Below are 25,413 nucleotides of genomic sequence, written 5' to 3'. Positions count from 1 at the left end.
AGGTGCAGTTCATGTACGCAATTATCGAAACTGGCGGTAAGCAATTGAAAGTTGAAGAAGGCCAAGCAATCTACATTGAGAAATTAAACGTAGAAGCTGGCGAAACTGTTACTTTTGACAAGGTTCTTTTCGTTGGCGGTGAAAATGTAAAAGTAGGAAGCCCTGTTGTTGCAGGCGCTACTGTTACAGCTAAAGTTGAAAAACAAGGCCGTGCGAAGAAAATCATTGTTTTCAAGTACAAAGCGAAGAAAAACAACCGTAAGAAGCAAGGTCATCGTCAACCTTACACTAAAGTAATCATCGAAAAAATCAACGCGTAAGGTGTTGAAGAATAGATGATTGAAATTACGATTAATCGTACTGAGTCCGATTCGATTCATTCGTTTACAATGAGCGGACATGCCAAGTTTGCCAAGCATGGCGAGGATATCGTTTGTGCTGGGGCTTCGGCCGTATCTGTTGGTGCTATTAACGCTGTTCATGTGTTAACTGGTGTTACACCTGAATTTGAAAATAAGCCTGGCTTTCTCCGCTGTGTAATTCCGGAAAATCTTCCGGAGGAGACTCATGAAAAAGTTCAGCTTCTTCTTGAAGGAATGGCTGTATCGTTACGAGCGATTGAAGAAGAATACGGAAAGCACATAAAAATTACCTTCAAAAAGCAGGAGGTGGAATAAATGTTATTAAAATTAGATCTTCAGTTGTTTGCATCTAAAAAGGGAGTAGGTTCTACAAAGAACGGACGTGACTCTATCGCGAAGCGCCTAGGTGCTAAGCGTGCGGACGGACAATTCGTAACTGGTGGTTCAATCCTTTACCGTCAACGCGGTACAAAGATTTATCCAGGTGAAAATGTAGGCCGTGGCGGTGATGACACTCTTTTTGCAAAAATCGACGGCGTTGTTAAATTTGAACGTTTAGGTCGTGACCGCAAAAAAGTGAGCGTTTATCCTGTAGCTCAAGAAGCGTAAGTTTCATTCGGAAACTCTAACCTGTCCGGTTAGAGTTTTCTTTTTTCTATAAGATATTAAATTGTTTTTTTGGAATTAAGAGTGAAACTTCAAGGTATACCTCAAAATAAGCCTCTTTTTATTCCTCTTTTTGACATCTTTCGTATAAAAATGCTTACGCATGGTTACTTTTTTGATATACTAACAGATAATAGCTTTCGGACAATTATTGTAGGAGTGCGGGTAATGAAGGATTGGGATATCGTTAAGGTGCTTCGGCATTCAAGGCACGATTGGTTAAATCGGCTGCAGTTAATTAAAGGGAACTTGGATTTAAACCGAGTTGACAGTGCAAAAAAAATTATCGATGAAATTATCATGGATACACAACAGGAAGCTAAGCTTTCAAACTTGCAAATGACCTTGTTTGCTGCATTGCTCCTTAAATCCAATTGGGAAAATTATTATTTTCAGCTTGAATATGAGGTTCTTACTGATACAGATTCTTTGAAGATAGATGATTCATTGGTAACAAAATGGACGAGTTCCTTTTTTTCTGAATTAAATTCAGTCGTTGAGCCATTTGGTGAAAATCATTTATCGATTACGATCGAAGTAAAAACTGGCGGTGTTAGTTTCTTTTTTGATTTTAGCGGAATAATAAGCAAAAAAGAACAATTTGAGCAATACTTGAAAGACCAAAAATCAGAATCCATTAACTTAGTGGTGAAGGAATTCACAGAAAACGAATTCGCATTAGAAATATTTATGCCCGTTCTCTAATAAAGGCATAAAAATAATGCGTTACTCGTAGTGATATCTGCGGGAGGTAAAACATGTTTGTAGATCAAGTCAAAATATATGTAAAAGGCGGAGATGGCGGCAATGGAATGGTCGCATTCCGTCGTGAAAAATATGTGCCAAACGGAGGACCGGCTGGCGGTGACGGCGGCAAAGGCGCCAATGTCATTTTCGAGGTTAATGAAGGCTTACGCACGCTGATGGATTTCCGTTATCAGCGTCATTTCAAAGCGCCTCGCGGAGAGCATGGCATGTCGAAAAGCATGCACGGGAAAAACGCAAAGGATATGATCGTTAAAGTGCCACCTGGTACAGTCGTCATTGACGCGAATACGAAAGAGGTTATCGCTGATCTTGTCGAACATGAACAACGGGCAGTAATCGCTAAAGGAGGCCGCGGCGGCAGAGGCAATATTCGTTTCGCCACACCAGCAAATCCTGCTCCGGAGCTGTCGGAGAATGGAGAACCTGGTCAGGAACGGGATGTCATTTTGGAATTAAAGCTTTTGGCAGATGTCGGTCTTGTTGGTTTTCCTAGTGTTGGAAAGTCGACTTTACTTTCAGTTGTTTCTTCTGCTAAACCTAAAATTGCTGAATATCATTTCACGACGATTGTTCCAAATTTAGGCATGGTGGAAACAGAGGATAACAGAAGCTTTGTAATGGCCGATCTTCCAGGATTAATTGAAGGTGCCCACGAAGGTGTCGGACTGGGGCATCAATTCTTGCGTCATATTGAACGGACACGAGTGATTGTCCATGTCATTGATATGGCAGCAACAGAGGGCAGGGATCCATTTGAAGATTACCTGACGATTAATAAAGAATTACAAGAATATAACCTAAGATTGACTGAGCGCCCGCAAATTATCGTTGCCAATAAAATGGATATGCCAGAGGCAGAGGAGCATTTGCAAAAATTTAAAGAGCAGCTTCAAGAGGATTATCCAATTTTCCCTATTTCCGCTGTAACCAGAAAGGGTTTGCGCGATTTATTGTTTGCTGTTGCTGACAAAATAGAAGAGACTCCGGAGTTTCCGCTTGAGCATGAAGAAGAAGAGACTGGAATTCACCGGGTTCTATACAAGCATGAAACGGATCCAGAGGCATTTACGATTACAAGAGACCCTGACAGTTCATTTGTCGTCTCAGGTGAGAAAATTGAAAAACTATTTAAGATGACTGACTTTTCTAGAGAAGAATCTGTTCGAAGATTCTCAAGACAGCTTCGCGGTCTTGGTGTCGACGATGCTCTTAGAAAAAAAGGTGCAAAAGATGGGGATATTGTCAAATTGTTAGACTTTGAATTTGAATTTATCGAGTAGCCCTTTCGCAGCAGGAGTGAGAGAAATGAAAAGGGATAAATCAGAAAATAAGTTTTTCCTGATTCGCGAGGATGTTTTGTCAGAAGCGATGCGGAAAACACTTGAAGTAAAGGAAATGCTGGATAGAGGAAAAGTGGAATCCGTTGCGGAAGCCGTGCAGCGGGTTGATTTAAGCAGGAGCGCCTTTTACAAGTATCGGGACACCGTTTTTCCTTTTTCAACCATCGTAAAAGAAAAATTAGTTTCGCTTTTTTTTCATTTAGAAGATCGTTCAGGCACACTGTCGAAATTGCTTAGTGTAGTTGCTTCGTCGGGCTGCAATGTTTTAACCATTCACCAAACGATTCCTTTACAGGGTAGAGCGAATGTTACCCTTTCTTTAAATACATCCAATATCCTTATGGAAATAGATGATTTACTGAATGAATTAAGAAAGCTTGAATTTGTAGAGAAAGTGGAAGTTCTGGGAACAGGGGCATAAGGATTTATTCCTTTGTCCGTCTGGACCGGAGCTTTCTTTTATAGACAAAAAATAGGATTGGAGTGGGAGAAAGTGAAGGTTGGTTTTTTAGGTCCAAAAGCTACATTCACCGAATTAGCGGTGAAGAAAGCTTTTTCAGGAGAAGAACTTGAGCCTTTCCGGACAATTCCGGAATGTATGGATGCGGTTGTCGACCAAAAAGTTGACCTGTCCGTTGTGCCAGTTGAAAATACACTTGAAGGCTCTGTCAATATCACGCTGGATTATTTAACACATGTTGTTGATATCCCCATCGTTGGAGAAATCACGATTCCAATCCAACAGCATTTCATGGTTCATCCCGCTAACATGGGGAATTGGCAGAATGTAAAGCAAATCTACAGCCATTCACATGCCATTGCCCAGTGTCATAAATTTTTACATACAAGGTTTAAAGGGGTGCCGCATGAAAGTGTTTCCTCCACAGCGGCAGCGGCAAGAATGGTTATGGAACAGCCTGAATTGCAAGGTGCAGCCATTGCCAATGAATTGGCCGCAACGGAATATGGGCTGGCTATTGTCCAAAGAAACATCCATGACTTTGATCACAACCATACTAGCTTTTTAATTCTTTCAGAAAAGAAAATTTATTTTCATTCATTGAAACATCCTAAATTTAAAACAACCTTAATGGTTACCCTCCCGTCCGATTATGCCGGTGCCCTCCATCAAGTGCTGTCAGCCTTTGCATGGCGGAAAATAAACCTCTCAAAAATCGAATCCAGGCCGATGAAAACAGGCATTGGCAATTATTTCTTCATTATAGATCTAGAAATGATGCTGGATGAGATATTAATACCTGGAGCAGTCGCCGAATTAGAAGCGTTAGGCTGTGGCGTAAAGATACTCGGAAGCTATCCATCGTATTTGGTTGATTTAAACTAAACAAAGAGGGGTCAGTCCCCCATTGCGTTAACGCAATGGGGGACTGACCCCTCTTTTTACCCTTCTTTTTATGCTTCCATCAAAATGCCTTCTGCTTTTAGGGCGGCTTCAGCTTTATTTAATGCATGTTCACTTGGAGCTGCAATGGTATGAAGGTGGATGCCGTCTGTTAATTCTGATAAAAAGGCAGCATTTGTGTTTTGAATTTTTTCCAAAAATTGTTTTACTTCTGCTCGATTGGAAACCATGATGGATGCGGTTAAATCACCATAAACGGCATGTTCAATCCGTACATCTTTTACGGTGACACCCTGGTCAACCAATAAATTTAGTTCCTTTTCCGTCTCTTCCCGAGTATGGCGGCAGGCAATGGTCCGCTCCATCATTGGTGTACCTGCAGCCTGATGCAGAAACATATATCCTTGACTGGTTGCAATAATAGGCTCATTTTTAGCCTTCAAAAGGGTAATATCCCCGACGATAACTTGTCTGCTCACATTTGCTTTCGTTGCTAATTCACTGCCCGTAATCGGTAGAGGACTGTCTTTCAGCTGTTGTAAAATGAAGGCTCTCCGTTCCTCCCCCAAAACTTTCTTTTGATCCGCCATATGAATCCTCCTACTTTTATTCCCATTGCCTTTTATTTTACCATAACGGTGAAATTAAATAACGGAAACACCTTTATAGCTTTTTCCAATTGAAAAACACTTGTAATTAGTTTAATTCTATGTAAATATAGATGTCAAGACAGCTGTTAATCCAGGAGGTTAACATATGATAAATGATGATGTTTTAATTATTGGAAGTGGAGTAGCAGCATTACAATTAGCTATAAATTTAAATAAGGACTTAAATGTGAGGATTCTCACAAAGAGTGAACTGAGGACAGCAAATTCCTACTTGGCCCAAGGCGGAATTGCCGCTGCCATCGGACCCACCGACCATTCGTCAAGACATTTTGTTGATACCCTTGAAGCCGGCAGGTTTCACAATAACCATGAAACCGTCCAGAAAATCATCGACGAAGCTCCTGCTCTTATAAAAGAGCTTGCTCAAAACGGAGATGTATTTGATAAAGATCAACATGGAGACTTATCTTTAGGGATGGAAGGAGCCCATAGTGAAAAAAGAATTGTTCATAGCGGCGGGGACGCAACCGGTAAGAATGTAATGGAATATCTCATTAGCTGCCTTCATGAAAATGTTACCATCGAAGAAAACGTCTTTGCATATGAACTTATTCTAAATTCGAAGAAAAATCGCTGTATCGGTGTAAAAGCAAAAAGGCAAGATGGGACAATCCAGACGTATCTCGGAACTCACGTCATTATGGCGACCGGCGGCTGCGGTCAATTATATAGCTATACCTCCAATGCGGAGACTGTTTGCGGAGACGGAATTGCGATGGCCTATTTAGCCGGAGCAGAAATAGCGGATATGGAATTTATTCAATTTCACCCGACACTCTTATACATTGACGGTGAAACAAAGGGGTTAATTTCCGAAGCTGTTAGAGGAGAAGGAGCCATCCTTGTTACTGAAGATGGCAAGCGGATTATGGAGGGAGTACATCCATTAAAAGATTTGGCTCCAAGACATGTAGTCTCTCAAAAAATATATCAATACTTAAAAAATGGAAGTAAAGTATTTTTAGATATTAGTAGAATAGAAAATTTTGAGCAGCGATTTCCTTCCATCTCCATTAAGTGTAAAGAGAATGGTATTTGTTTAGCAGATGGAAAAATTCCTGTTGCACCAGGGAGTCATTTTCTAATGGGAGGAATCAAGACGGATTTAATCGGACGTTCTTCCATTGAAGGGCTATATGCCATCGGCGAGTCTGCCTGTACAGGCCTTCACGGGGCAAACCGTTTAGCCAGCAACTCCCTTTTAGAGGGATTGTACCAGGGGAAACACTTATCTGCATGGATAAACGCTCAGCCGAGAAGAGGATTTATTTTAGAACCGGATCAATTTATTCCTTTCGATTCGCAAAATCATGTTATTCTTCCAGAAATTAGCATACTGAAAGATTTGATGATGGAAAGAGTCGGAATTGTTCGCGATGAAGTTACCCTTAAAAAACAAAAGCACTGGCTGGAACAATTTAAGGTTCATCAGGTAAGCCATATAGATTCCTTTTCTGCTGCAGATTTAACAAAAATATTTATGGTAATCATAGCTGAACTTATTACCAATTCTGCCTTAAGGAGAACTGAAAGTCGCGGTGGTCACTTTAGGAGCGATTTTCCTTTTGAAGATGATGGAAATTGGTTAACAAAAACAATCATTCATAAACATAAACAGGAGATGGAGAAAAAACATGAACACGTTGAAACTGCGCTCGCAACTTGAAAAATTTTTTCTTGAAGATATCGGTGAACAGGATATTACCACAGATTTGATTTTTGCAGACGACACTATGGGTGAAATTGTGTTTCTTGCAAAGGATCATGGCATTTTTTGTGGCGAAGAAATTATTAAAACAGGTTTTCAGCTGTTAAACAGTCAAGTGACTACCCAAGTATTTGTGAAGGACGGGGAGTCCATTGAATACGGCCAGCAGCTTGCACACGTCTCAGGAAAAATAGCTGACTTATTAAAAGGGGAGCGGGTCATTCTCAATTTAATTCAAAGGATGAGCGGGATTGCCACCCAAACTCAAAAAGCAGTTACAACCTTGGACAGCGGTCATACAAAAATTTGTGATACGAGAAAAACGACTCCTGGCCTGCGAATGTTTGAAAAGTATGCCGTACGCTGTGGCGGGGGCTATAATCACCGCTTTGGCTTATATGATGGGGTGATGATTAAAGACAATCATATTTCCTTTGCCGGTTCAATAGTAGCGGCGGTTGAAGCTGTCCGTTCAAAAGCTGGTCATATGGTGAAGATTGAAGTGGAAGTTGAAACGGAAGAACAGGTAAAGGAAGCTGTAAATGCAGGTGCTGACATCATTATGTTCGATAATCGCACACCGGATGAAATTAAGGAATTGATTCAATTGGTACCTGCCGGAATTATAACCGAGGCCTCAGGCGGAATTCAATTGGGCAATCTTGCTTCCTACCGTGATACTGGCGTTGACTATATTTCGCTCGGTTTCTTAACCCATTCATATAAAGCATTGGATATCAGTGTAAAAGTGAAATGGAACGAAGAAGTGGAATAATAGGACCATCTTGGCGTTAGATCGAATGCTGATAAATTCATAAATAATGGAGATAGATGCAATTTTTCGATTGCATCTATTTTTTTATAAAAATTAATGAAAATATCCAATTCATATTTTTCAAAAAAAAAGCATAAGTTTTTTTGAAGAAGGTTAGCACTTTGCCCATTTTCACATACACTATATGGACTTATGCCATAGGAGGGAAATCAGAGTGAAGATCCATATCGTACAGAAAGGGGATACTCTTTGGAAGATCGCCAAGAAGTACGGCGTGAATTTTGAAGAGCTGAAAAAGATGAATTCACAGCTCAGCAACCCTGATATGATTATGCCCGGTATGAAAGTAAAAGTCCCAACATCAGGTGGAATGGTTAAAAAAGGAAACCCAGTGGGATCTAATCCGGGAACTGCAATTAATTTAGGGGCAAAGAAAGAAATGCCGATTGCTGAGCAACCGTTTGTCAAAGAGAAACCGGTCCCAATGCCGATTAAAGAAGCTCCAAAAAAAGAAATGCCAATTAAAGAAGCGCCAATTAAAGAAGCACCAGTTAAGGAAGCACCAGTTAAAGAAATACCAAATGTGGTCCCAAATGTACCGCCAAACGTGCCATATACTCCAAAAATGCCTCTGCCAGTCGTTCCTGAAATTGATATAAACAATTATTATATGATGAACATGTCAAATATGACTGTTCAACCCAACCTGCCGCCGAAACCAGCTAATATCCTTCCTGAAGTAAAAGTACCAGTTAAAGAAGCACCAGTCAAAGAAGCGCCAGTTAAGGAAGCACCTGTTAAAGAACCGAATATAGCTCCAAATGTGATGCCAAATGTGATGCCAAATGTAGTACCGCCAGTGGAAGCACCTGTGATGGAGCAGCCGTGTGTACCAATTACACCGGTCATGCCAGGACCAGGATTTTGTCCGCCATTGGAATATTTCCCTGGACCATATATGCCGTATCCTCATGTTCAAGGTGCTGCATATCCTGGCTACAATGTACCGGCAGCACCAGGCTATATGCCAACAGCACCAGGTTATGTGCCAGCTGGGCCAGCAGTAGGTCCAATGGCCGGCGCTCCGGGGTATTTTCCACATCATTTTGATGATGAATCTTCATCATTTATGCCGCAAATGCCAATGATGAATCCTGGTTATCCAGGAGGGGCATTTGGAGCACAAACTCCAGCATATCAGCCAACGGGTTATCCTGGGGCAGTACCACCAATGGGCTATTCAGAAGCCTATCCAGGAACAGCGCCTACAGGTTTTCCAGCAGGTTTCCAAGGAGGAGCACCGGCAGGCTTCCCAGGAGGAGCCCCAGCAGGCTTCCCAGGAGGAGCCCCAGCAGGCTTCCCAGGAGGAGCTCCGGCAGGCTTCCCAGGAGGAGCTCCAGCAGGCTTCCCAGGAGGAGCTCCGGCAGGCTTCCCAGGAGGAGCTCCAGCAGGCTTCCCAGGAGGAGCTCCAGCAGGCTTCCCAGGAGGAGCTCCAGCAGGCTTCCCAGGAGGAGCTCCAGCAGGCTTCCCAGGAGGAGCTCCAGCAGGCTTCCCAGGAGGAACTCCAGCAGGCTTTCCAGGAACAGCTCCAGGAGCATTTCCCGCTGGACCGACTGGGGTGCCAGGCACCGGTTATTCCACACCAGCAGTTCATCCCTATGGCCAAATACCATACGGATACGCGCAAATGGAGGGCCCGATGGTAACGGGTGAGGAAATCGCACCAGCAGCTCTCGGATATGGAGTACAAGGATTACCGGTAGGATCCGGCGGGGATTGCGGCTGCGGAGCACCTGCATCTGCTGCGGTACCGCCTGAATTTGTTCCGCCGACACCTCCAATTTATAGTGCACCATACACAGGGGGGAATGTGGCGCAGCCTCCGTTTATGAATCCATATGGGATTGGACCTGGAGCAAGTCCATACGGGATGCCGCGCTATGAAGATGAAAGCAATGAACAAAACGGTTAACAATAACGGAGACGATACTTATTTTGATCGTCTCCTCTCTTATTTTCGCACACGGTTTTATGAAAAAATCATCATGATGGTGCCATTAAGAAAATTAGTTTTTTTGTTAAAAACCAATAAAAATACTTACATTGTTAAGGGGTATCACTCCAATAACAAACTCAGGCTTCAAGAAGCTTTCACAACGACCTTAAAAAAAGAAGGTTTTAAGGAAACTTATTCATTTGTTTTCCAGCCTGTAAAAGGACCGCTTTTTTTTGAGGGTTCATATTTTGGTGTCATTGAATACATTGAGCCGCATAAAGCTCCCTTTTCTTATCATACGCAAAGAAATCGCCTTGACGGTTTGGAACTATTAACGCATTTTCACAAGGTCACGTCCACATTTGAAGCGCGTTATCGAACGTTGCTGTCAAAGGCAAACCTGATTGATAAATGGAAAGAAAGACACCAGATTTTTTTAAATAATCAATCCATTTTGAAATATTTTATGAATGAACCCTTTCTTTCAGAAATGAGTGAATGGGCAGACTGGTCCATAGGCGGAATGGAGAAGAATTCCTCATTTTTCAATGAGGAGCCCTATGTGATCCTCCATGGTGATGTTGCCCATCACAATTTTATACGGGATGAATCTGGAGTATTAAAACTTATTGATTTTGATTTAATTAGTATTGGTCCGGCTGCATTGGATCTATTACAATACGCGAACAGGATTTTACCGTATATGGACTGGTCCATGGATCGCCTCGTCTCGTTCAAACAAATTCAGGAATTGATGGATGAAAAAGCTTTTTTATATGCCTTAGGGTATCCTGCAGATATTTTCCGTGAATGGAATCGGATTATTCGTCATAAAACCTATACAGACCCAAAAAAAGTTAAATCGGTGATGGAGCTAACGATCGGACAGTTTTATGTCCGAAAAAAATTCGTTGATACATTAATGAAAATGGTGTAATTTTGGTCGTTTCTGGCAGAATGAAAACCCCTTATACGTAACACCCTAATAATGGGCATGTATATCATGCTCCAGGATGTTAACTAGGGGGTTTTTCGCTTGAACAAGAAACAGTGGATGATACCTCTTTCGGCCGTGATGATTTTTGGACTTGCTGGCTGTGCAGCAAATAATGATCGGACAGGAATAAAACAGAAGAATGTCAATAACTCACTACAGCCCGTTGGCTACTACTCCAATGAAAATCATCCGGATAACGGTTTTGGATTTACAGACAATGATGGTCCTTTAACGGAAATGATGGACCACACGCTGGGGACTGAAGGCTATACCCAAAAGCAGCGAGAACAAAGGATGCTGCAAACCCGGGACAAAAATGGGAACCCCATCAATCCCACCGTACCACTTGCCGACCATGACCATAACTTTTTTCAAAGGGATAATCGTTTCAGTATGAGCGATGCCAATTATCATGGTCATTTGAATAAGAATATTGGGAATCAGGGTTTTCATACCGGACGAGTAGAGCTGGTAAAAATATCTGATAAAATCAAGCAGAAAGCAGAAGCTGTTAATAATGTTAAGGATGTTAAGTCCGTGATCTATGGTAATTCGGTGCTAATTTCAATTGATTTGGTCGATTACAGCCGGGCCAAGGAAACAGAGAAAGCTGTCGAAAAAGCAGTAAAGCCATATGTAAACGGCAAAACCGTTAGAGTTGTGACAGACGAAGGAATCTTCAGCCGAGACAGAAGCAGTCATCTACCTAAAGGTAAATTAAAACCATAATAGTAAGGGCAAAGCGAATCTGCTTTGCCCTTTCATCATTTTCTTTTTCGGAAGGATAAATAGGCAAAAAAAGGCTAAACTAGTAGTGTAAAATATGATTATTTTAAACAAAAAGAGGTGATTTTGCATGAGGTTCGATTGGAAAGCATTATCTCGAATTTGTTTGACGATTACTATAGTAACCCTCCTATTGTTTTCTGGAATTGCTCCAGGCATAGACATCCTTGGCTCCGCTTCACAACTAGATAACCATCAACAGCTACAGAAGGAACCTCTGCACTTGAAGGTTATTCTAAAAAGATCCTATTTGGATGGCGAAGTCAGCGAAGAAATGGTTAATGAAACGTGCTGGTCACTGGAAAACTTTTGGGCAAAGTATGATCAATGGCAATTGACAGGCATAGACCAATCCAAGCTTGTTTTTCGAAAAAATATTGATGACATTTCTCCATTACTGAAAGCCAATGGTTACTTTGGAATCACGCATGATGGTGTATTAACCATTTTCAATGGAAGGCCAGACCGATATCGAATTATTCAATCCTTTTTTCAAATAGATATTAAAAAGCTGGAAAGCAAAAAACAAGAAGAGCTTCTTCACGGTATACCAATTAAAACGAAAGACCGCTATGTCGAAGTGTTAGAAACATTTAAGCCATATTCCATCAAAAATTAACTGTTGTATAAAACAGACTGATCAACAAATCAGCCTGTTTTTTTATGGTTTTAATCTTCTATTAGCGAATTTTTGATGTTTATTAGCGAATTTAAACTTTCTATTAGCGGATTATTGATTTCTATTAGCGAATCACTGAATCCGCTGATTATTTTCTTCACCTCCCTCGAAATTATGGTAGAATGAAATACAGTCAAACTGGGGGAGAGAATCAAATTGTTTGAATTTATCAAAGGAACCGTTGAATTTGTCGGTCCTGAATACGTGGTCATTGAAAATAATGGTATCGGCTATCAAATTGGGGCGCCCAATCCCTTTATCTATTCAAGTAAATTGAATAGCATGGTTACCGTTTATACCTACCATTATGTCCGGGAAGATACGATGGCCTTATACGGGTTTACAACAAGAGAAGAGAAACGGCTCTTTACAAAATTATTAAATGTTTCCGGAATTGGGCCGAAGGGAGCGCTTGCGATCCTTGCTTCCGGGGAAGTCCAGCAGGTGGTCACGGCGATTGAGAATGAAGACGAAAGCTTTCTTATTAAGTTTCCGGGAGTCGGGAAAAAAACAGCCCGCCAAATGATATTGGACCTAAAAGGGAAATTACAGGATATAGTTCCGGATTATTTTCCGAACTTATTTAATGCGGAACAATTTGCCCAACAGAAGCCATCAAGCACGGAGGCTTTTGAGGAAGCCATTCTTGCTTTGAAAGCCCTGGGCTATTCGGAAAAAGAAATTAAAAAGATTTCCCCTGAACTTAGAAAAGAACAGCTTTCAACAGACCAATACATTAAAAAAGCCCTGCAGCGGCTTTTAAAATAGGGTGATCGATTCATGGAAGAAAGACTAATTTCTAATGAAGCAGACGCAAGCGAAATCAGCTTTGAACAAAGCTTAAGACCGCAAAACCTCAAGCAGTATATTGGACAGGATTCCGTTAAGGAGAATCTGGGGATCTTTATTGAAGCGGCAAGACTACGGAAGGAAACATTGGACCATGTCTTGTTATACGGCCCGCCAGGTCTCGGGAAAACGACATTGGCGATTATTATTGCCAATGAAATGGGCGTTAATATTCGGACAACATCAGGACCTGCGATTGAAAGGCCGGGGGATTTAGCCGCCATCCTTACGGCACTCGAGCCTGGGGATGTTCTATTTATTGATGAAATACACCGGCTGCCGAGGACGATTGAAGAGGTATTGTATCCTGCGATGGAGGATTTTTGCCTTGATATTGTGATTGGCAAAGGCCCTAGTGCCCGCTCTGTAAGGCTTGACTTGCCGCCCTTTACCCTTGTCGGGGCTACAACAAGGGCCGGCTCCCTTTCAGCACCATTACGGGACCGATTTGGAATTTTGAGCCGTCTCGAGTATTATAAGGAAGACCAACTAAAAAATATTGTGCTCCGCACGGCAGATTTGTTTGAAACCCAAATTGACATGCTTTCCGCAGCTGAAATTGCCAGAAGAGCAAGGGGGACTCCCCGAATAGCCAATCGACTGCTCCGACGGGTCAGGGATTTTGCCCAAGTAAAGGGAAACGGTGCAATTGATATCCTGCTCGCCAAGGAAGCGCTCGAGCTCCTTCAGGTGGACCGACTTGGACTTGATCATATTGACCACAAACTGCTAAAAGGAATTATTGAAAAATTCCGCGGCGGACCTGTGGGTCTTGATACGATTGCCGCTTCAATCGGAGAAGAAGCAGAAACCATCGAAGATGTGTATGAACCCTATTTACTGCAAATTGGTTTTTTACAAAGAACGCCGCGCGGCAGAGTAGTGACACCGGCGGTTTATCATCATTTTGGCATGGAGGTGCCTAAAAAGTGACGGGTTTATCAAAAACGCTGATGATTATTGGAGCCATTATTTTTGTCATTGGTTTCTTGATGCCGTTTTTGCACCTTGGGAAGCTGCCGGGAGATATTGTTATTAAAAAAGGGAATACTACTTTTTATTTCCCTATTATTACATCCATAATAGTAAGCATCATATTATCCGTGATATTTCATTTTCTCGGAAGATTTAGATAAAGGTGTGTTAATTTCATGAAAGTAGATTTGTTTGATTTTCATTTGCCAGAAGAATTAATTGCTCAAGTTCCGTTAAAAACCAGAACAGACAGCAGATTGATGGTATTAAATAAAGAAACAGGCGAAATAAAACATGAGATTTTTAAAAATATCAGTGAATATTTGCGTGAAGGGGATTGCCTTGTATTAAATGATACAAAGGTGCTGCCTGCACGCCTTTTTGGCGTGAAACAAGATACAGGTGCCAAAATCGAAGTGCTCTTATTAAAGCAGCTGGAAGGCGACCAGTGGGAAACACTCATAAAGCCAGCGAAACGAGTAAAAACCGGCACCGAGATTGTGTTTGGAGACGGACTCTTAACAGCTGTCTGCACGGCTGAAGCAGATCACGGCGGGAGAGTACTTGATTTTAAATATGAGGGGATTTTTTATGAGGTTCTCGATCAATTAGGCGAGATGCCTCTGCCGCCTTATATAAAAGAACAGCTGGAAGACCGCGACCGCTATCAAACGGTCTATGCACGCGAACCAGGTTCTGCAGCAGCACCAACGGCAGGGCTTCATTTTACGGAAGACTTGTTAAATGAGGTTAAGGAAAAGGGCGTTCATGTTGCCTTTATCACTTTACATGTTGGGCTTGGAACCTTTAGACCGGTCAGTGTGGAGGATGTCCTTGAGCACGATATGCATTCCGAGTTTTATACGGTTACAGAAGAAACGGCTAATCTCCTAAATGAAGTAAGGGAGAATGGCGGGCGAATCATTACCGTCGGCACCACTTCAACGAGAACATTAGAAACAATCGCTTCCGAAGGCGATGGCACCTTTGCAGCTGGCAGCGGCTGGACAAGTATTTTTATTTATCCTGGATATGAATTCAAGGCAATTGATGGGATGATTACGAATTTCCATTTGCCTAAATCCACTTTGATTATGCTTGTCAGCGCCTTGGCAGGGAGAGAAAATATACTTCACGCCTATAACACCGCTGTTAGTGAGCGGTATCGCTTCTTCAGCTTTGGCGATGCAATGTTGATTATCTAGGTAAAGCATTAGGAAGGAGAATATGCATTGACGGCTATTCGCTATGAATTAATCAAAACATGTAAACAAACGGGAGCGAGGCTTGGCAGAGTACATACCCCGCATGGTTCGTTCGATACACCAGCCTTTATGCCGGTTGGGACACTTGCAACGGTAAAAACAATGGCACCTGAGGATTTAAAAGAAATGGGTGCAGGAATTATTTTGAGCAATACCTATCATTTATGGCTTCGCCCTGGACATGAGATTGTAAAGGAAGCGGGCGGACTGCATAAATTTATGAATTGGGATCGTGCGATATTAACGGATTCAGGCGGGTTTCAGGTTTTCTCTTTAAGTGAATTCCGCAAAATTGAAGAAGAAGGGGTTCATTTTCGCAATCATTTAAATGGCGACAAATTATTTTTATCCCCTGAAAAAGCAATGGAAATCCAAAATGCCCTAGGTTCTGATATTATGATGGCATTCGACGAATGTCCGCCATACCCGGCTACCTTTGAATACATGAAAAAATCAGTGGAAAGAACATCGAGATGGGCAGAGCGCTGTTTGAATGCCCATCAGCGTCCCGAGGATCAAGGCTTGTTTGGAATTGTTCAAGGGGGAGAGTATGAAGAGCTAAGGAAGCTAAGCGCGAAAGACTTAGTTTCTCTTGATTTTCCAGGTTATGCGGTGGGTGGTTTATCGGTTGGCGAACCAAAAGATGTGATGAATCGTGTGCTGGAATTTACGACACCATTGCTGCCAAACAATAAACCGCGTTATTTAATGGGAGTAGGGTCACCGGATTCGTTAATCGACGGAGCCATTCGCGGAATTGATATGTTTGATTGTGTTTTGCCAACGCGGATTGCGAGAAATGGGACACTAATGACCAGCAACGGCCGGCTTGTCGTGAAAAACGCCAAATACGCGAGAGATTTTGGACCGCTTGATGAGAACTGTGATTGCTATACATGCCGAAATTATACGCGGGCTTACATTCGTCACTTGATTCGCTGTGAAGAAACATTTGGAATTCGTTTAACGTCTTACCATAATCTCTATTTTCTGTTAAGATTAATGGAGCAGGTCAGACAAGCAATTATGGAAGACCGGCTGGGTGATTTTAGAGAAGAATTTTTTGAGCGTTATGGCTTTAATAAGCCAAACGCGAAAAATTTCTAATAGATGAAAGGAGGGAAACATGATGCAAAATATAGGTACAATACTTCCATTATTATTAATGTTTGTGTTATTTTATTTCCTATTAATTCGCCCGCAGCAAAAACGCCAAAAGGCTGTTCAGCAAATGCAAAGGGAATTGAAAAAGGGTGATAAGGTAGTAACGATTGGTGGTCTGCATGGCTTTATCGATTCGATTGATGACAATAAAGCAGTGATTAAATGTGGAGACGGCAGCCGTCTTACATTTGACAGAAATGCTGTTCGTGAAGTAACCGAAGGAAGCAAAGAAACTTCAAAAGAAGCTTCAAAAGAAGCTTCGAAAGAAGTCGTGCTAGAAAAAAAATAAACCACCTAAAAGGAAGCCAAACATCAATGGCTTCCTTTTTTTTCATTATGAACGAGAATTATTGGATGCAATATTAACACCAAGAATTCCACCCATCATCGCAATCAGGGTATAACAGGTATGATAGATAACCTGCTCACCGTTAAAAAGGCGATCATAGCCTAAATATTGGAACATAAAAACAATGAATGAGTAAATTAATCCGGTAACTCCACCGATTAGCCAGCCTCTTTCTTTTCGTTTACCTCCCGATAAAAATCCACCACCGAATAAAGCGATAAAAGACACAGCGGTGATAATGTATTGCATGGAAACTTCCCGAGTGGATGTAAATCTCAGAATTAGAGAAACAATCAGGCTGCTAATAGCTGCAAAAGCGAAGATAAAAATTAACCCGTACAAAATAGATGTACCAAAGCTTTTTGATTCTATTTTACTCTCCCCCTTTTAGTCTTTGTTTTTTCTGCTTATTTCTCAAATGAAAGAAAGCAGAGCATTCCTAGTACAAGCATATTCTTGGACGTATAAAGTTAGAATCAAAAAATCCAATCGTTTTTTATGGAATATTATCCCACTTGTTATTTTTGGGGAATTACAAACAATATATTTGAATGTAATAAAAGGGGCGACATGCTGTGGAAATCTATTTGAATATTGCGATTCGGACGGTAGTTTTATATGTTGTTATGCTGGTTATTTTTCGGCTGATGGGAAAAAGGGAAATCGGTGAATTAAGTATTTTAGATCTGGTGATCTTTATTATGATTGGTGAAATGGCCGTTATTTCCATTGAAAATACCAAGGATCCTCTTTTTCATACCATTTTGCCAATGATCTTATTAATGATTATTCAAATTGTCCTTGCCTTGGTTTCCTTAAAAAGCAAGCGATTTCGCAATCTTGTTGATGGACAACCAAGCATTATTATCAATAGAGGGAAAATTGATGAAAGGGCGATGAGGAAGCAGCGCTACAATTTTGATGACTTAATGTCCCAATTGCGAGAGAAGGATATACGAAGCATCGCAGACGTTGAATTTGCGATTTTAGAAGCATCTGGAACATTATCCGTGATTGAAAAATTACAGGATCCCAAAAAGCCGAAAAAAAATGGCGACATCACCATTCCGCTAATTATGGATGGGGCAATCGATGAAGAAAATTTAAAAAGGATTAATAAAACCAATCTTTGGTTGCGTCAGGAGCTGAAAAAAAAAGGATATCGCGACTTAAAAAAGATTTCCTTTTGCAGCTATGAGAATGGGAAGTTCTTTATTGATTTGCAGGATGAATGAAAGAAGACAGGCTCATAATGCTGTCTTCTTCTACATTTAAGCTGCAATAAAATTTTTGATTATAGGAATTCGTTTTAGATCGTCTTTCTTAATAAGGCCAAACATTAGCAGCATCAAAATATAGCAGAGGGACATCGCAAATGCTGATGTTAAAACTCTGATAGCCAAATGTTCTTTAACAAGGAAATGCTGGAATAACCAGTATCCTCCCCAGCCCGATGCCCCCATGACAATAAAGGCTTTCAAATATTCTCGTATATAGAAGGTAAAGGCGATTTTTTTTAAGACAGTTGCAAAATGAAGGACTGTCACTAAGACAAATCCGACAATTATTCCTAATGCGGCTCCGTTAATTCCGAACGAGGATTGGGAGGCAAGTAAAAATATCACCACGGTTTTAACGATTGCCCCAATTAAACTATTAATCATTGCTGCTCGAGCAAGATTTAAAGCCTGGAGCACTGCCTGCAGTGGACCCTGGTAATAAAAAAATAAAAAGAAGGGTGCCATTAACCGAATAAAAAACGCGCCATTTGTTGATCCATACATAAGTTTCATAAGCGGGTCAGCAAGGACATAAAGGACAATAACAGCTAGTCCGCCCGATAAAAAGGCAAATCGTAAAGCTTGTTGTACCCGGTATTCAATCAATTTATGGTTGTTTTGTGAATTTGCTTCACTGATCGCCGGCACGAGCGACGTTGCTAACGAGAAGGTGATAAAGGATGGAAGCATTAATAATGGCATGGCATAACCGGTTAAAGCGCCATATTGTTTCGTTGCTTCCACTGCAATGACGCCGGCAAGAGCTAAACTATGGGCGACAACAATCGGTTCGAAAAACCAGGCAACCGATCCAATCATCCTGCTTCCCATTGTCGGTAAAGCAATATCCATTAATTCTTTAAAAGTAGTTTTTCCGGCATGAACGAATTTAAAAAAGTCTTTCCTTAGCTTAAAGCGTTTTTTTAACTTAAATGCGGTCAGTAAATAAATAAGGGAGACAAGCTCGCCAATGACGGATGCCACCATAGCGGCAGCGGCTGCATATTCAATGCCATAAGGGATAAATGCTCTCGTTAAAACTGCAATTAAGGTGATTCGAACCAATTGTTCCAATATTTGTGAATTCGCAGATGGCCTCATGTTTTGTCTACCTTGGAAATAGCCCCTTAATACAGATGAGACAGCGATAACAGGAACAACTGGTGCTATGGCGACTAATGGATAATAAGTTCTCGGGTCGGTGAACAACGTAGTCGAAAGAATAGGGGCCAGAAAAAATAAAGCTGGTGTAAAGATAAATGATAACGTAATTGTTGTGGCTAATGAGACCACAAGTATTTTTTTTATCTCTGCATAATTTCCTTTTGCTTCTGCTTCTGCAACATTTTTGGATATCGCAACGGGCAGGCCAAGCTGCGTAATCGTAACGACAAGAATAAAGGTAGGAAAAGCCATCATATATAGGCCTACACCCTCTTCACCAATACTTCGAGCTATGACAATCCGATTAATAAATCCGAGTACCCTTGTAATCAGGCCGGCAATTAATAGGATGAAAGTCCCTCGTAAAAACTTCGACATTCAACTTCCCACCTTCTCAAAAAAGAAGAATTCATATACAATTAACTATATGCATAAGGGTGGACAAAGCATGACAAGCAGAATCACTTTTAAACAAACAAATTAATTGCCAATGTGATATGGGGGGTTAAATAGATGGAAAACAGTCATGCAAACGATCGTTTTCGCACCCAGGTTGAACCTGCTTTGGTGAGTAAAATTTCAGAATTTTGCTTACTTGGCTATAATTCTGTAACGGTAAGCGGTTTATGGGATTTTTTACAAAGGAAGAAATGGAAAAAGGTAAAGGAAGAAATGCTATTGCACGAAGTAATACGGGATATATTAGCTGTTAAGGTAAGTGATTATATGAGTTTCGCCACAATTGAAGCTTATAAGGCTCCTAAATTCTCGTTTGAGGACGAAAATGGTTGGAAAGAGTTGTTAAAATAGAACCGCCCTTTTTCATATTAATGTAAATTGACAGCCTTTCCATCTTATTTCATAATGAAGGCAATGACTTTTTTAAAAGCTTGTACTGTGGCAGTGCTTTGGCTTATACCCTAAGGAGGAACAATACATAATGGTTAAACGCAGTAGAATCGTTGCTTTCCTACTAATCGTTTTACTTTTAGGAAGCACCATGGGAGTTACAACAAAAAATATTGTAAACCATATTAATCTGGGACTGGATCTCAAGGGTGGTTTTGAAGTTTTATATCAGGTTCAACCTGCTAAACCGGGACAAATAATTGACAAAAAGGTATTAGCTGATACCGCCTCAGCACTTGATAAACGGATTAACGTCCTAGGGGTCAGTGAACCAAGTATACAAGTTGAAGGAAATAATCGGATTCGGGTACAGCTTGCCGGTGTAAAGGACCAGAACAAGGCGCGTGAAATCTTGTCTACACAGGCTAATTTAACCTTCCGAGATGCCAATGACAAACTGATGATGGATGGGACCGATTTGAAGCAGGGCGGTGCCAAGCAAACCTTTGATGAGAATAACAAACCAAGTGTTTCGTTAACCTTGAAGAGTGCTTCAAAGTTTGCAAAAGTTACCAAAACAATTATGAACATGAATCCAAATGTGCTTGTTATTTGGCTTGATTATAAAAAAGGAGATTCCTTTAAAGCTGAATCCCTTAAAGCGAAGCCTAAATATCTTTCGGCTCCAACGGTAAGACAAGTATTCAACCAGGATACAGTTTCAATAGTCGGAAGCTTTACCGTGCAAGAGGCACAAACCCTTGCTTCACTTTTAAATGCCGGTGCTCTTCCTGTGAAGCTTAAAGAAGTATACTCCACTTCTGTCGGCGCTAAATTTGGGGAAAAAGCATTGCACGATACGGTTTTGGCAGGCATTATCGGCGTTGCGATTATTTATCTATTTATGCTTGTTTATTACCGATTCCCAGGCTTCATCGCTGTTGTATCTTTAAGTATCTATATCTATTTAATTTTATTGATTTTCCACTGGATGAATGCAGTCCTGACACTGCCGGGTATTGCGGCTTTGATTCTCGGGGTCGGTATGGCCGTGGATGCGAATATTATCACGTACGAACGAATTAAAGAAGAGATCAAAGTTGGTAAGTCGATTAAATCAGCTTTTCAGGCTGGTGAGAAAAATGCTTTTACAGCGATTCTCGATTCCAACTTAAATACAATTTTAACAGCCTCAGTCCTATTCTTTTACGGTACAAGCTCTGTGAAAGGATTCGCAACCATGCTTATTCTGAGTGTAATCATGAGCTTTTTAACGGCTGTTTACGGTTCACGTTTATTGCTTGGTTTATGGGTGCACAGCCGTTTCTTAAATAAAAAGCCGGGCTGGTTTGGTGTGAAACAGGCTGACATTAAAGATATTTCGGAAAACTTCGATACATTAGACCTTCCGACCAAGTTCGATAAGATTGATTTTGTGAAACATAAAAATAAATTTTTCATCTTTTCCGGCGTCCTTATTGGAATCGGAATTATATTGCTCTTTATATTCCGTTTGAACCTTGCCATTGATTTTACTAGTGGTACTCGAGTGGAAGTTTTATCAAAAACACCTGTTACAACCCAGCAAATTCAAAGCTCACTTGCAAAGCTTGGCTTAACAGCGGATGATATTACCCTTGAAGGCAAGAACAATGATATTGGTGCTGCGCGTTTGAAAGGTGTTTTATCGAAAAATGATATTGCCAAATTAAAGACCAGTTTTAAAAGTGAATATGGAACAGAGCCAAACGTAAGTACGGTTTCGCCAACTGTTGGTAAGGAACTTGCGAAAAATGCCATTATTGCCGTTTTAATTGCGTCGATTGGGATTATCCTATATGTGACCATTCGATTTGAAATGTATATGGCCCTTGCAGCGGTAATCGCCATGCTTCATGATGCATTCTTCATGATCGCTTTCTTCAGTATTACAAGATTGGAAGTGGACTTGAACTTTATTGCGGCAGTTTTAACCATTGTTGGTTATTCGATTCATGATACGATTGTTACCTTTGATCGTATGCGTGAAAACATGCATAAGAAAAAACGTCTTAAAACCTTTAAAGATATCGCTGATGTTGTTAATGTAAGTATTCACCAAACATTAACTCGTTCTTTAAACACCGTTTTAATGGTATTGATTACTGTTGTGGCATTATTAGTATTGGGAAGCCCATCGATTCGTAACTTCTCGATTGCCTTGTTTGTTGGGCTTTTAGTGGGTGTATATTCATCCATCTTCATAGCATCCTCTCTATGGGTTGTCTTTAAATCCAGAGAGCTTAAAAAGAAAGGTGTTATTAGAACGGTAAAAGAAAAGAAAAGATACTCCGATCAGCCACAAGTATAAAAAAATCGCAGGCTTGCCCTGCGGTTTTTTCTTTTATTGAAAGCTTGTTACCGCTCCTGTATAATAAGTAGGTCTGAGGGGTGAAAACACCAGTGTTAAAATCAAAAACGAGATGGATTGTCAAGAAATCCAATGACCAATTAATCGAAACATTCGTAAATGAATTGAAAATTACACCTCTTGTTGCAGCATTGCTTGTCAACCGCGGAATAAACACCGTCGATTCGGCACGGTTTTTTTTATTTGGCAAGGAACAATTCCATGACCCCTTTCTTTTAAAAGGGATGGATTCAGCTGTTAACAGAATTCATAAAGCCATTGAAAATCAAGAACCAATTCTGATATTTGGTGATTATGATGCGGATGGGGTCAGCAGCACCTCAGTGTTAATGATGACACTCCGTGACTTAGGAGCCAACGTTCAATTCTATATTCCAAACCGTTTTACTGAAGGGTATGGACCAAATGAAACTGCCTTCCGTCATGCGGCGGATAATGGAATAAAATTAATTATTACTGTAGATACAGGAATTTCTGCGATCCATGAAGCCAACATTGCGAAAGAGCTGGGTCTTGACTTAATCATTACGGATCACCATGAGCCTGGCCCCATTTTGCCGGAGGCGCTTGCCATTATTCATCCCAAGCTTCCTGACAGCATTTATCCTTTCCGGGAGCTTGCGGGTGTTGGTGTAGCTTTTAAACTTTCCCATGCGCTTTATGGTAAAGTTCCGGAGCATCTTTTTGAAATTGCTGTCATTGGAACGATTGCCGACCTCGTGTCATTAAAGGATGAAAATCGCCTTATTGTTAAAAAAGGACTTGAAAAACTGAAGACAACTCAAAATATTGGTCTCAAAGCTATTTTTAAGTTAGCCGGAGTCGAGCCGATGTCAATTAATGAGGAAACTATTGGCTTTTCACTTGCTCCACGGATTAATGCGGTGGGCCGTCTGGAAAATGCCGATCTTGCCGTACAGCTTTTGCTAACGAATGATCAGCATGAAGCTAAAGTTTTAGCTGAAGAAATGGACTCCTTAAATAAAACGAGACAGGCCATCGTAAATTCAATTACGCTTGAAGCAATTGAAGAGGTAGAAAAAAATTTTCCAATCGATTCCAATAAAGTTCTTGTCGTAGGTAAAGAAGGATGGAATGCAGGTGTGATTGGCATCGTTGCATCCAAACTCGTGGAAAAATATTACCGCCCTACGATTGTTCTTAGCTATGACCAAAACAAAGGAATTGCCAAGGGGTCTGCACGCAGCATTACCGGCTTTGACTTATTTAAAAATTTATCAACATGCCGGGATATTTTGCCGCATTTTGGCGGTCATCCAATGGCAGCCGGAATGACTTTGAGCCTTGAGGATGTGGCTGACCTTCGTTCCAGATTGAACACTTTAGCGGAGGAACAGCTTTCGACTGAGGATTTTATTCCAGTTACCCAGCTTGATCATGAGTTAAGCTTAGCTGAGATTAGTTTATCAGCACTTGATGAATTAAACCTGCTGTCCCCCTATGGCATGGACAACCCAAAACCTAAGGTCCTCATTCATGATGTACAGATTGCCACAATGAGGAAAATAGGCAGTGAACAAAATCATTTGAAGGTTTTAGTAACTGAAAACGGGGCCAATCTGGATGGAGTAGGCTTTGGCCTTGGGTTCTTGGCTGATCATATTTCGCCGGCATCAAAACTTTCACTTATTGGGGAATTAGCCATAAATGAATGGAATAATATACGTAAACCACAAATTTTCATCCAAGATATGGCCGTCAACTGTTGGCAATTATTTGACCATCGCGGTTTAAAACGATTGACTAATCTGGCGGAGACCATTCCGCAAGAGAACAGAAAGTTTATTATTTTTAACAAATCGACAATCGAAAAATTAACTCCTGCGCTGCAAAATGAAATATCTCTTATTGAAAATCTGGAAGATGCTAGAGCAATCGATATTTCCATGGGCAATATCGTGTTAGTGGATTTTCCGCCATCAAAGGAAATCATTAGTGCTTTATTAAGAGGTAAACAACCGGCCAGGATTTATAGTTATTTTTATAAAGAATCGAGCGACTTTTTTAGTACGCTCCCAACGAGGGACCATTTCAAATGGTATTATGGATTACTTCTAAAAAAAGGCCCGTTTGACATTGGACGTTATGGTGATGAAATCGCGAAACACCGCGGTTGGTCAAAAGAAACGATTTACTTTATGTCAAAGGTGTTTTCTGAACTGGATTTTGTTACAATAAACAATGGATTTATAACTTTGAACAAACTTGCGCAAAAGCGTGATTTAACTGACTCCGTCACCTATCAGACAAAAGAGAGGCAATATGCTCTTGAGAGGGATTTATTGTTTTCCTCCTTCCCGCAATTAAAAGGATGGTTTGATCAAGTCATTCAAGAGTCAGTTGACATTGAGGAGGCAATAACAGAATGGACTTAAAACAATTTATTACCATCGTACCGGATTACCCAAAACCAGGAATTAAATTTAAAGACATTACTCCATTAATGGATAATGGTGAAGCATACAAGTATGCAACAGATCAAATTGTTGCCTATGCAAAAGAAAGAGAAATCGATTTAATCGTAGGACCTGAAGCTCGCGGCTTCATCATCGGTTGTCCTGTAGCGTATTCACTTGGAATTGGTTTTGCCCCTGTCCGGAAGGAAGGTAAGCTGCCACGGGAAACCGTTAAAGTAAGCTATGGATTGGAATATGGAAAAGATGTCCTTACGATTCATAAAGACGCCATTAAACCGGGACAACGTGTTTTAATTACCGATGATTTGTTAGCGACAGGCGGTACGATTGAAGCTACGATTCAATTAGTAGAGCAGCTTGGCGGTATTGTTGCTGGAATAGCATTTTTGATTGAACTTTCTTATTTAGATGGAAGAAAAAAGCTAAATGGTTATGATGTTTTAACATTAATGGAGTACTAATAGCGCAAGAGGCTGTCTCCAAGGGTCTGACCCCCTCGCTCAACACTTAATATATAGCAGCTTTTTAGAAAAGTTCAGCTATATATTGACGTTGTGGG

The 25,413-nt window shown here is 40.9% G+C and carries 26 protein-coding genes and 2 pseudogenes; 24 read left to right on the top strand and 4 right to left on the bottom strand.

Going from position 1 to position 25,413, the window contains the following annotated elements; all coding sequences use genetic code 11:
* Window positions 1-11 precede the first annotated feature (11 nt).
* From rplU to pheA, 7 genes are all read left to right on the top strand, one after another.
* Window positions 12-320 carry a 50S ribosomal protein L21 gene (rplU, locus tag ACZ5XR_RS21030; protein WP_464498395.1) on the top strand — a complete coding sequence of 103 codons (309 nt, stop codon included), beginning with the start codon at window positions 12-14 and terminating at the stop codon, window positions 318-320.
* Between the two features lie 15 nt (window positions 321-335).
* Window positions 336-677, top strand: a complete 342-nt coding sequence (locus ACZ5XR_RS21025) for a ribosomal-processing cysteine protease Prp (protein ID WP_464498393.1) — start codon at window positions 336-338, stop codon at window positions 675-677.
* On the top strand, window positions 678-971 hold the full coding sequence (gene rpmA / locus ACZ5XR_RS21020) for a 50S ribosomal protein L27 (protein ID WP_026572313.1): 294 nt from the start codon (window positions 678-680) through the stop codon (window positions 969-971). It begins immediately after the preceding gene.
* 225 nt (window positions 972-1,196) lie between these two features.
* Complete coding sequence (locus ACZ5XR_RS21015; RefSeq protein WP_464498391.1) at window positions 1,197-1,733, top strand: Spo0B C-terminal domain-containing protein; 537 nt, start codon at window positions 1,197-1,199, stop codon at window positions 1,731-1,733.
* A gap of 53 nt (window positions 1,734-1,786) precedes the next feature.
* Complete coding sequence (gene obgE / locus ACZ5XR_RS21010; RefSeq protein WP_464498389.1) at window positions 1,787-3,076, top strand: GTPase ObgE; 1,290 nt, start codon at window positions 1,787-1,789, stop codon at window positions 3,074-3,076.
* Between the two features lie 25 nt (window positions 3,077-3,101).
* Window positions 3,102-3,557 carry an ACT domain-containing protein gene (locus ACZ5XR_RS21005; protein ID WP_464498388.1) on the top strand — a complete coding sequence of 152 codons (456 nt, stop codon included), beginning with the start codon at window positions 3,102-3,104 and terminating at the stop codon, window positions 3,555-3,557.
* Window positions 3,558-3,629: 72 nt separating this feature from the next.
* Window positions 3,630-4,481 carry a prephenate dehydratase gene (pheA, locus tag ACZ5XR_RS21000; protein WP_464498387.1) on the top strand — a complete coding sequence of 284 codons (852 nt, stop codon included), beginning with the start codon at window positions 3,630-3,632 and terminating at the stop codon, window positions 4,479-4,481.
* A gap of 68 nt (window positions 4,482-4,549) precedes the next feature.
* Here pheA and ACZ5XR_RS20995 read toward each other — a convergent pair whose 3' ends face one another.
* Complete coding sequence (locus ACZ5XR_RS20995) at window positions 4,550-5,089, bottom strand: 3H domain-containing protein (RefSeq protein ID WP_464498386.1); 540 nt, start codon at window positions 5,087-5,089, stop codon at window positions 4,550-4,552.
* Window positions 5,090-5,255: 166 nt separating this feature from the next.
* On the opposite strand from ACZ5XR_RS20995, the gene nadB reads away from it, so the two are divergent.
* The 3 genes and pseudogenes from nadB to safA all read left to right on the top strand — a co-directional run.
* Window positions 5,256-6,836: an L-aspartate oxidase gene (nadB, locus tag ACZ5XR_RS20990; RefSeq protein ID WP_464498385.1), complete on the top strand. Its 1,581-nt coding sequence runs from the start codon at window positions 5,256-5,258 to the stop codon at window positions 6,834-6,836.
* The gene (nadC, locus tag ACZ5XR_RS20985) at window positions 6,805-7,653 is read left to right on the top strand and encodes a carboxylating nicotinate-nucleotide diphosphorylase (protein ID WP_464498383.1); all 849 of its coding nucleotides are present in this window, start codon (window positions 6,805-6,807) and stop codon (window positions 7,651-7,653) included. Before nadB ends, nadC begins: the two co-directional genes overlap by 32 nt.
* A gap of 184 nt (window positions 7,654-7,837) precedes the next feature.
* Window positions 7,838-8,002: pseudogene (gene safA / locus ACZ5XR_RS20980) on the top strand (SafA/ExsA family spore coat assembly protein); the annotation flags it as partial.
* Between the two features lie 176 nt (window positions 8,003-8,178).
* On the opposite strand, the pseudogene ACZ5XR_RS20975 reads toward safA, so the two are convergent.
* Window positions 8,179-8,316 (bottom strand): annotated as a pseudogene (locus tag ACZ5XR_RS20975) (hypothetical protein); the annotation flags it as partial.
* A 1,277-nt stretch (window positions 8,317-9,593) separates the two neighbouring features.
* Here ACZ5XR_RS20975 and ACZ5XR_RS20970 point away from each other — a divergent pair.
* From ACZ5XR_RS20970 to yajC, 9 genes are all read left to right on the top strand, one after another.
* The gene (locus ACZ5XR_RS20970; RefSeq protein ID WP_464498382.1) at window positions 9,594-10,586 is read left to right on the top strand and encodes a phosphotransferase; all 993 of its coding nucleotides are present in this window, start codon (window positions 9,594-9,596) and stop codon (window positions 10,584-10,586) included.
* A 99-nt stretch (window positions 10,587-10,685) separates the two neighbouring features.
* Window positions 10,686-11,375 carry a YhcN/YlaJ family sporulation lipoprotein gene (locus ACZ5XR_RS20965; protein WP_464498381.1) on the top strand — a complete coding sequence of 230 codons (690 nt, stop codon included), beginning with the start codon at window positions 10,686-10,688 and terminating at the stop codon, window positions 11,373-11,375.
* Between the two features lie 127 nt (window positions 11,376-11,502).
* Window positions 11,503-12,051, top strand: coding sequence for a BofC C-terminal domain-containing protein (locus ACZ5XR_RS20960; RefSeq protein WP_464498379.1), 549 nt, complete (start codon window positions 11,503-11,505; stop codon window positions 12,049-12,051).
* Window positions 12,052-12,267: 216 nt separating this feature from the next.
* Complete coding sequence (gene ruvA / locus ACZ5XR_RS20955) at window positions 12,268-12,879, top strand: Holliday junction branch migration protein RuvA (RefSeq protein WP_464498378.1); 612 nt, start codon at window positions 12,268-12,270, stop codon at window positions 12,877-12,879.
* 12 nt (window positions 12,880-12,891) lie between these two features.
* Window positions 12,892-13,893, top strand: coding sequence for a Holliday junction branch migration DNA helicase RuvB (gene ruvB, locus ACZ5XR_RS20950; RefSeq protein ID WP_464498376.1), 1,002 nt, complete (start codon window positions 12,892-12,894; stop codon window positions 13,891-13,893).
* Window positions 13,890-14,096, top strand: coding sequence for a DUF2905 domain-containing protein (locus ACZ5XR_RS20945; protein WP_464498375.1), 207 nt, complete (start codon window positions 13,890-13,892; stop codon window positions 14,094-14,096). Before ruvB ends, ACZ5XR_RS20945 begins: the two co-directional genes overlap by 4 nt.
* A 15-nt stretch (window positions 14,097-14,111) precedes the next feature.
* Window positions 14,112-15,140, top strand: coding sequence for a tRNA preQ1(34) S-adenosylmethionine ribosyltransferase-isomerase QueA (gene queA, locus ACZ5XR_RS20940; RefSeq protein ID WP_464498374.1), 1,029 nt, complete (start codon window positions 14,112-14,114; stop codon window positions 15,138-15,140).
* Between the two features lie 27 nt (window positions 15,141-15,167).
* Window positions 15,168-16,307, top strand: coding sequence for a tRNA guanosine(34) transglycosylase Tgt (gene tgt, locus ACZ5XR_RS20935; RefSeq protein ID WP_464498372.1), 1,140 nt, complete (start codon window positions 15,168-15,170; stop codon window positions 16,305-16,307).
* A 22-nt stretch (window positions 16,308-16,329) separates the two neighbouring features.
* Window positions 16,330-16,653, top strand: coding sequence for a preprotein translocase subunit YajC (gene yajC / locus ACZ5XR_RS20930; RefSeq protein ID WP_464502395.1), 324 nt, complete (start codon window positions 16,330-16,332; stop codon window positions 16,651-16,653).
* Window positions 16,654-16,698: 45 nt separating this feature from the next.
* On the opposite strand, the gene ACZ5XR_RS20925 is transcribed toward yajC, so the two are convergent.
* Complete coding sequence (locus tag ACZ5XR_RS20925) at window positions 16,699-17,055, bottom strand: TIGR04086 family membrane protein (protein WP_464498371.1); 357 nt, start codon at window positions 17,053-17,055, stop codon at window positions 16,699-16,701.
* A 233-nt stretch (window positions 17,056-17,288) separates the two neighbouring features.
* Between ACZ5XR_RS20925 and ACZ5XR_RS20920 the strand changes: the two genes are divergently transcribed.
* Complete coding sequence (locus ACZ5XR_RS20920) at window positions 17,289-17,948, top strand: DUF421 domain-containing protein (protein WP_464498370.1); 660 nt, start codon at window positions 17,289-17,291, stop codon at window positions 17,946-17,948.
* Between the two features lie 36 nt (window positions 17,949-17,984).
* On the opposite strand, the gene spoVB is transcribed toward ACZ5XR_RS20920, so the two are convergent.
* The gene (gene spoVB, locus ACZ5XR_RS20915) at window positions 17,985-19,535 is read right to left on the bottom strand and encodes a stage V sporulation protein B (protein WP_464498369.1); all 1,551 of its coding nucleotides are present in this window, start codon (window positions 19,533-19,535) and stop codon (window positions 17,985-17,987) included.
* Window positions 19,536-19,670: 135 nt separating this feature from the next.
* Here spoVB and ACZ5XR_RS20910 point away from each other — a divergent pair, with 135 nt between their 5' ends.
* The 4 genes from ACZ5XR_RS20910 (at window position 19,671) to ACZ5XR_RS20895 (ending at window position 25,315) form a co-directional block, all read left to right on the top strand.
* Window positions 19,671-19,967, top strand: a complete 297-nt coding sequence (locus tag ACZ5XR_RS20910; protein ID WP_464498368.1) for a post-transcriptional regulator — start codon at window positions 19,671-19,673, stop codon at window positions 19,965-19,967.
* 130 nt (window positions 19,968-20,097) lie between these two features.
* The gene (gene secDF, locus ACZ5XR_RS20905; RefSeq protein WP_464498366.1) at window positions 20,098-22,356 is read left to right on the top strand and encodes a protein translocase subunit SecDF; all 2,259 of its coding nucleotides are present in this window, start codon (window positions 20,098-20,100) and stop codon (window positions 22,354-22,356) included.
* Window positions 22,357-22,448: 92 nt separating this feature from the next.
* Window positions 22,449-24,812: a single-stranded-DNA-specific exonuclease RecJ gene (recJ, locus tag ACZ5XR_RS20900; RefSeq protein WP_464498365.1), complete on the top strand. Its 2,364-nt coding sequence runs from the start codon at window positions 22,449-22,451 to the stop codon at window positions 24,810-24,812.
* Complete coding sequence (locus ACZ5XR_RS20895; RefSeq protein WP_464498364.1) at window positions 24,803-25,315, top strand: adenine phosphoribosyltransferase; 513 nt, start codon at window positions 24,803-24,805, stop codon at window positions 25,313-25,315. The genes recJ and ACZ5XR_RS20895 overlap by 10 nt, the downstream gene beginning before the upstream one ends.
* Window positions 25,316-25,413: the final 98 nt, after the last annotated feature.

The organism is Neobacillus sp. Fa239 (assembly GCF_055395235.1).
Note: the sequence above shows the minus strand (reverse complement) of the source record. Positions and strands in the feature narration are given on the sequence as shown.

Excerpts from the sequence above, each read along its gene's own strand:
- rplU (WP_464498395.1), top strand. The coding sequence starts at position 12 with ATGTACGCAATTATCGAAACTGGCGGTAAGCAATTGAAAGTTGAAGAA.
- ACZ5XR_RS21025 (WP_464498393.1), top strand. The coding sequence starts at position 336 with ATGATTGAAATTACGATTAATCGTACTGAGTCCGATTCGATTCATTCG.
- rpmA (WP_026572313.1), top strand. The coding sequence starts at position 678 with ATGTTATTAAAATTAGATCTTCAGTTGTTTGCATCTAAAAAGGGAGTA.
- ACZ5XR_RS21015 (WP_464498391.1), top strand. The coding sequence starts at position 1,197 with ATGAAGGATTGGGATATCGTTAAGGTGCTTCGGCATTCAAGGCACGAT.
- obgE (WP_464498389.1), top strand. The coding sequence starts at position 1,787 with ATGTTTGTAGATCAAGTCAAAATATATGTAAAAGGCGGAGATGGCGGC.
- ACZ5XR_RS21005 (WP_464498388.1), top strand. The coding sequence starts at position 3,102 with ATGAAAAGGGATAAATCAGAAAATAAGTTTTTCCTGATTCGCGAGGAT.
- ACZ5XR_RS20995 (WP_464498386.1), bottom strand. The coding sequence starts at position 5,089 with ATGGCGGATCAAAAGAAAGTTTTGGGGGAGGAACGGAGAGCCTTCATT.
- nadB (WP_464498385.1), top strand. The coding sequence starts at position 5,256 with ATGATAAATGATGATGTTTTAATTATTGGAAGTGGAGTAGCAGCATTA.
- nadC (WP_464498383.1), top strand. The coding sequence starts at position 6,805 with ATGAACACGTTGAAACTGCGCTCGCAACTTGAAAAATTTTTTCTTGAA.
- ACZ5XR_RS20970 (WP_464498382.1), top strand. The coding sequence starts at position 9,594 with ATGAAGATGAAAGCAATGAACAAAACGGTTAACAATAACGGAGACGAT.
- ACZ5XR_RS20960 (WP_464498379.1), top strand. The coding sequence starts at position 11,503 with ATGAGGTTCGATTGGAAAGCATTATCTCGAATTTGTTTGACGATTACT.
- ruvB (WP_464498376.1), top strand. The coding sequence starts at position 12,892 with ATGGAAGAAAGACTAATTTCTAATGAAGCAGACGCAAGCGAAATCAGC.
- queA (WP_464498374.1), top strand. The coding sequence starts at position 14,112 with ATGAAAGTAGATTTGTTTGATTTTCATTTGCCAGAAGAATTAATTGCT.
- yajC (WP_464502395.1), top strand. The coding sequence starts at position 16,330 with ATGCAAAATATAGGTACAATACTTCCATTATTATTAATGTTTGTGTTA.
- spoVB (WP_464498369.1), bottom strand. The coding sequence starts at position 19,535 with ATGTCGAAGTTTTTACGAGGGACTTTCATCCTATTAATTGCCGGCCTG.
- ACZ5XR_RS20910 (WP_464498368.1), top strand. The coding sequence starts at position 19,671 with ATGGAAAACAGTCATGCAAACGATCGTTTTCGCACCCAGGTTGAACCT.
- secDF (WP_464498366.1), top strand. The coding sequence starts at position 20,098 with ATGGTTAAACGCAGTAGAATCGTTGCTTTCCTACTAATCGTTTTACTT.
- ACZ5XR_RS20895 (WP_464498364.1), top strand. The coding sequence starts at position 24,803 with ATGGACTTAAAACAATTTATTACCATCGTACCGGATTACCCAAAACCA.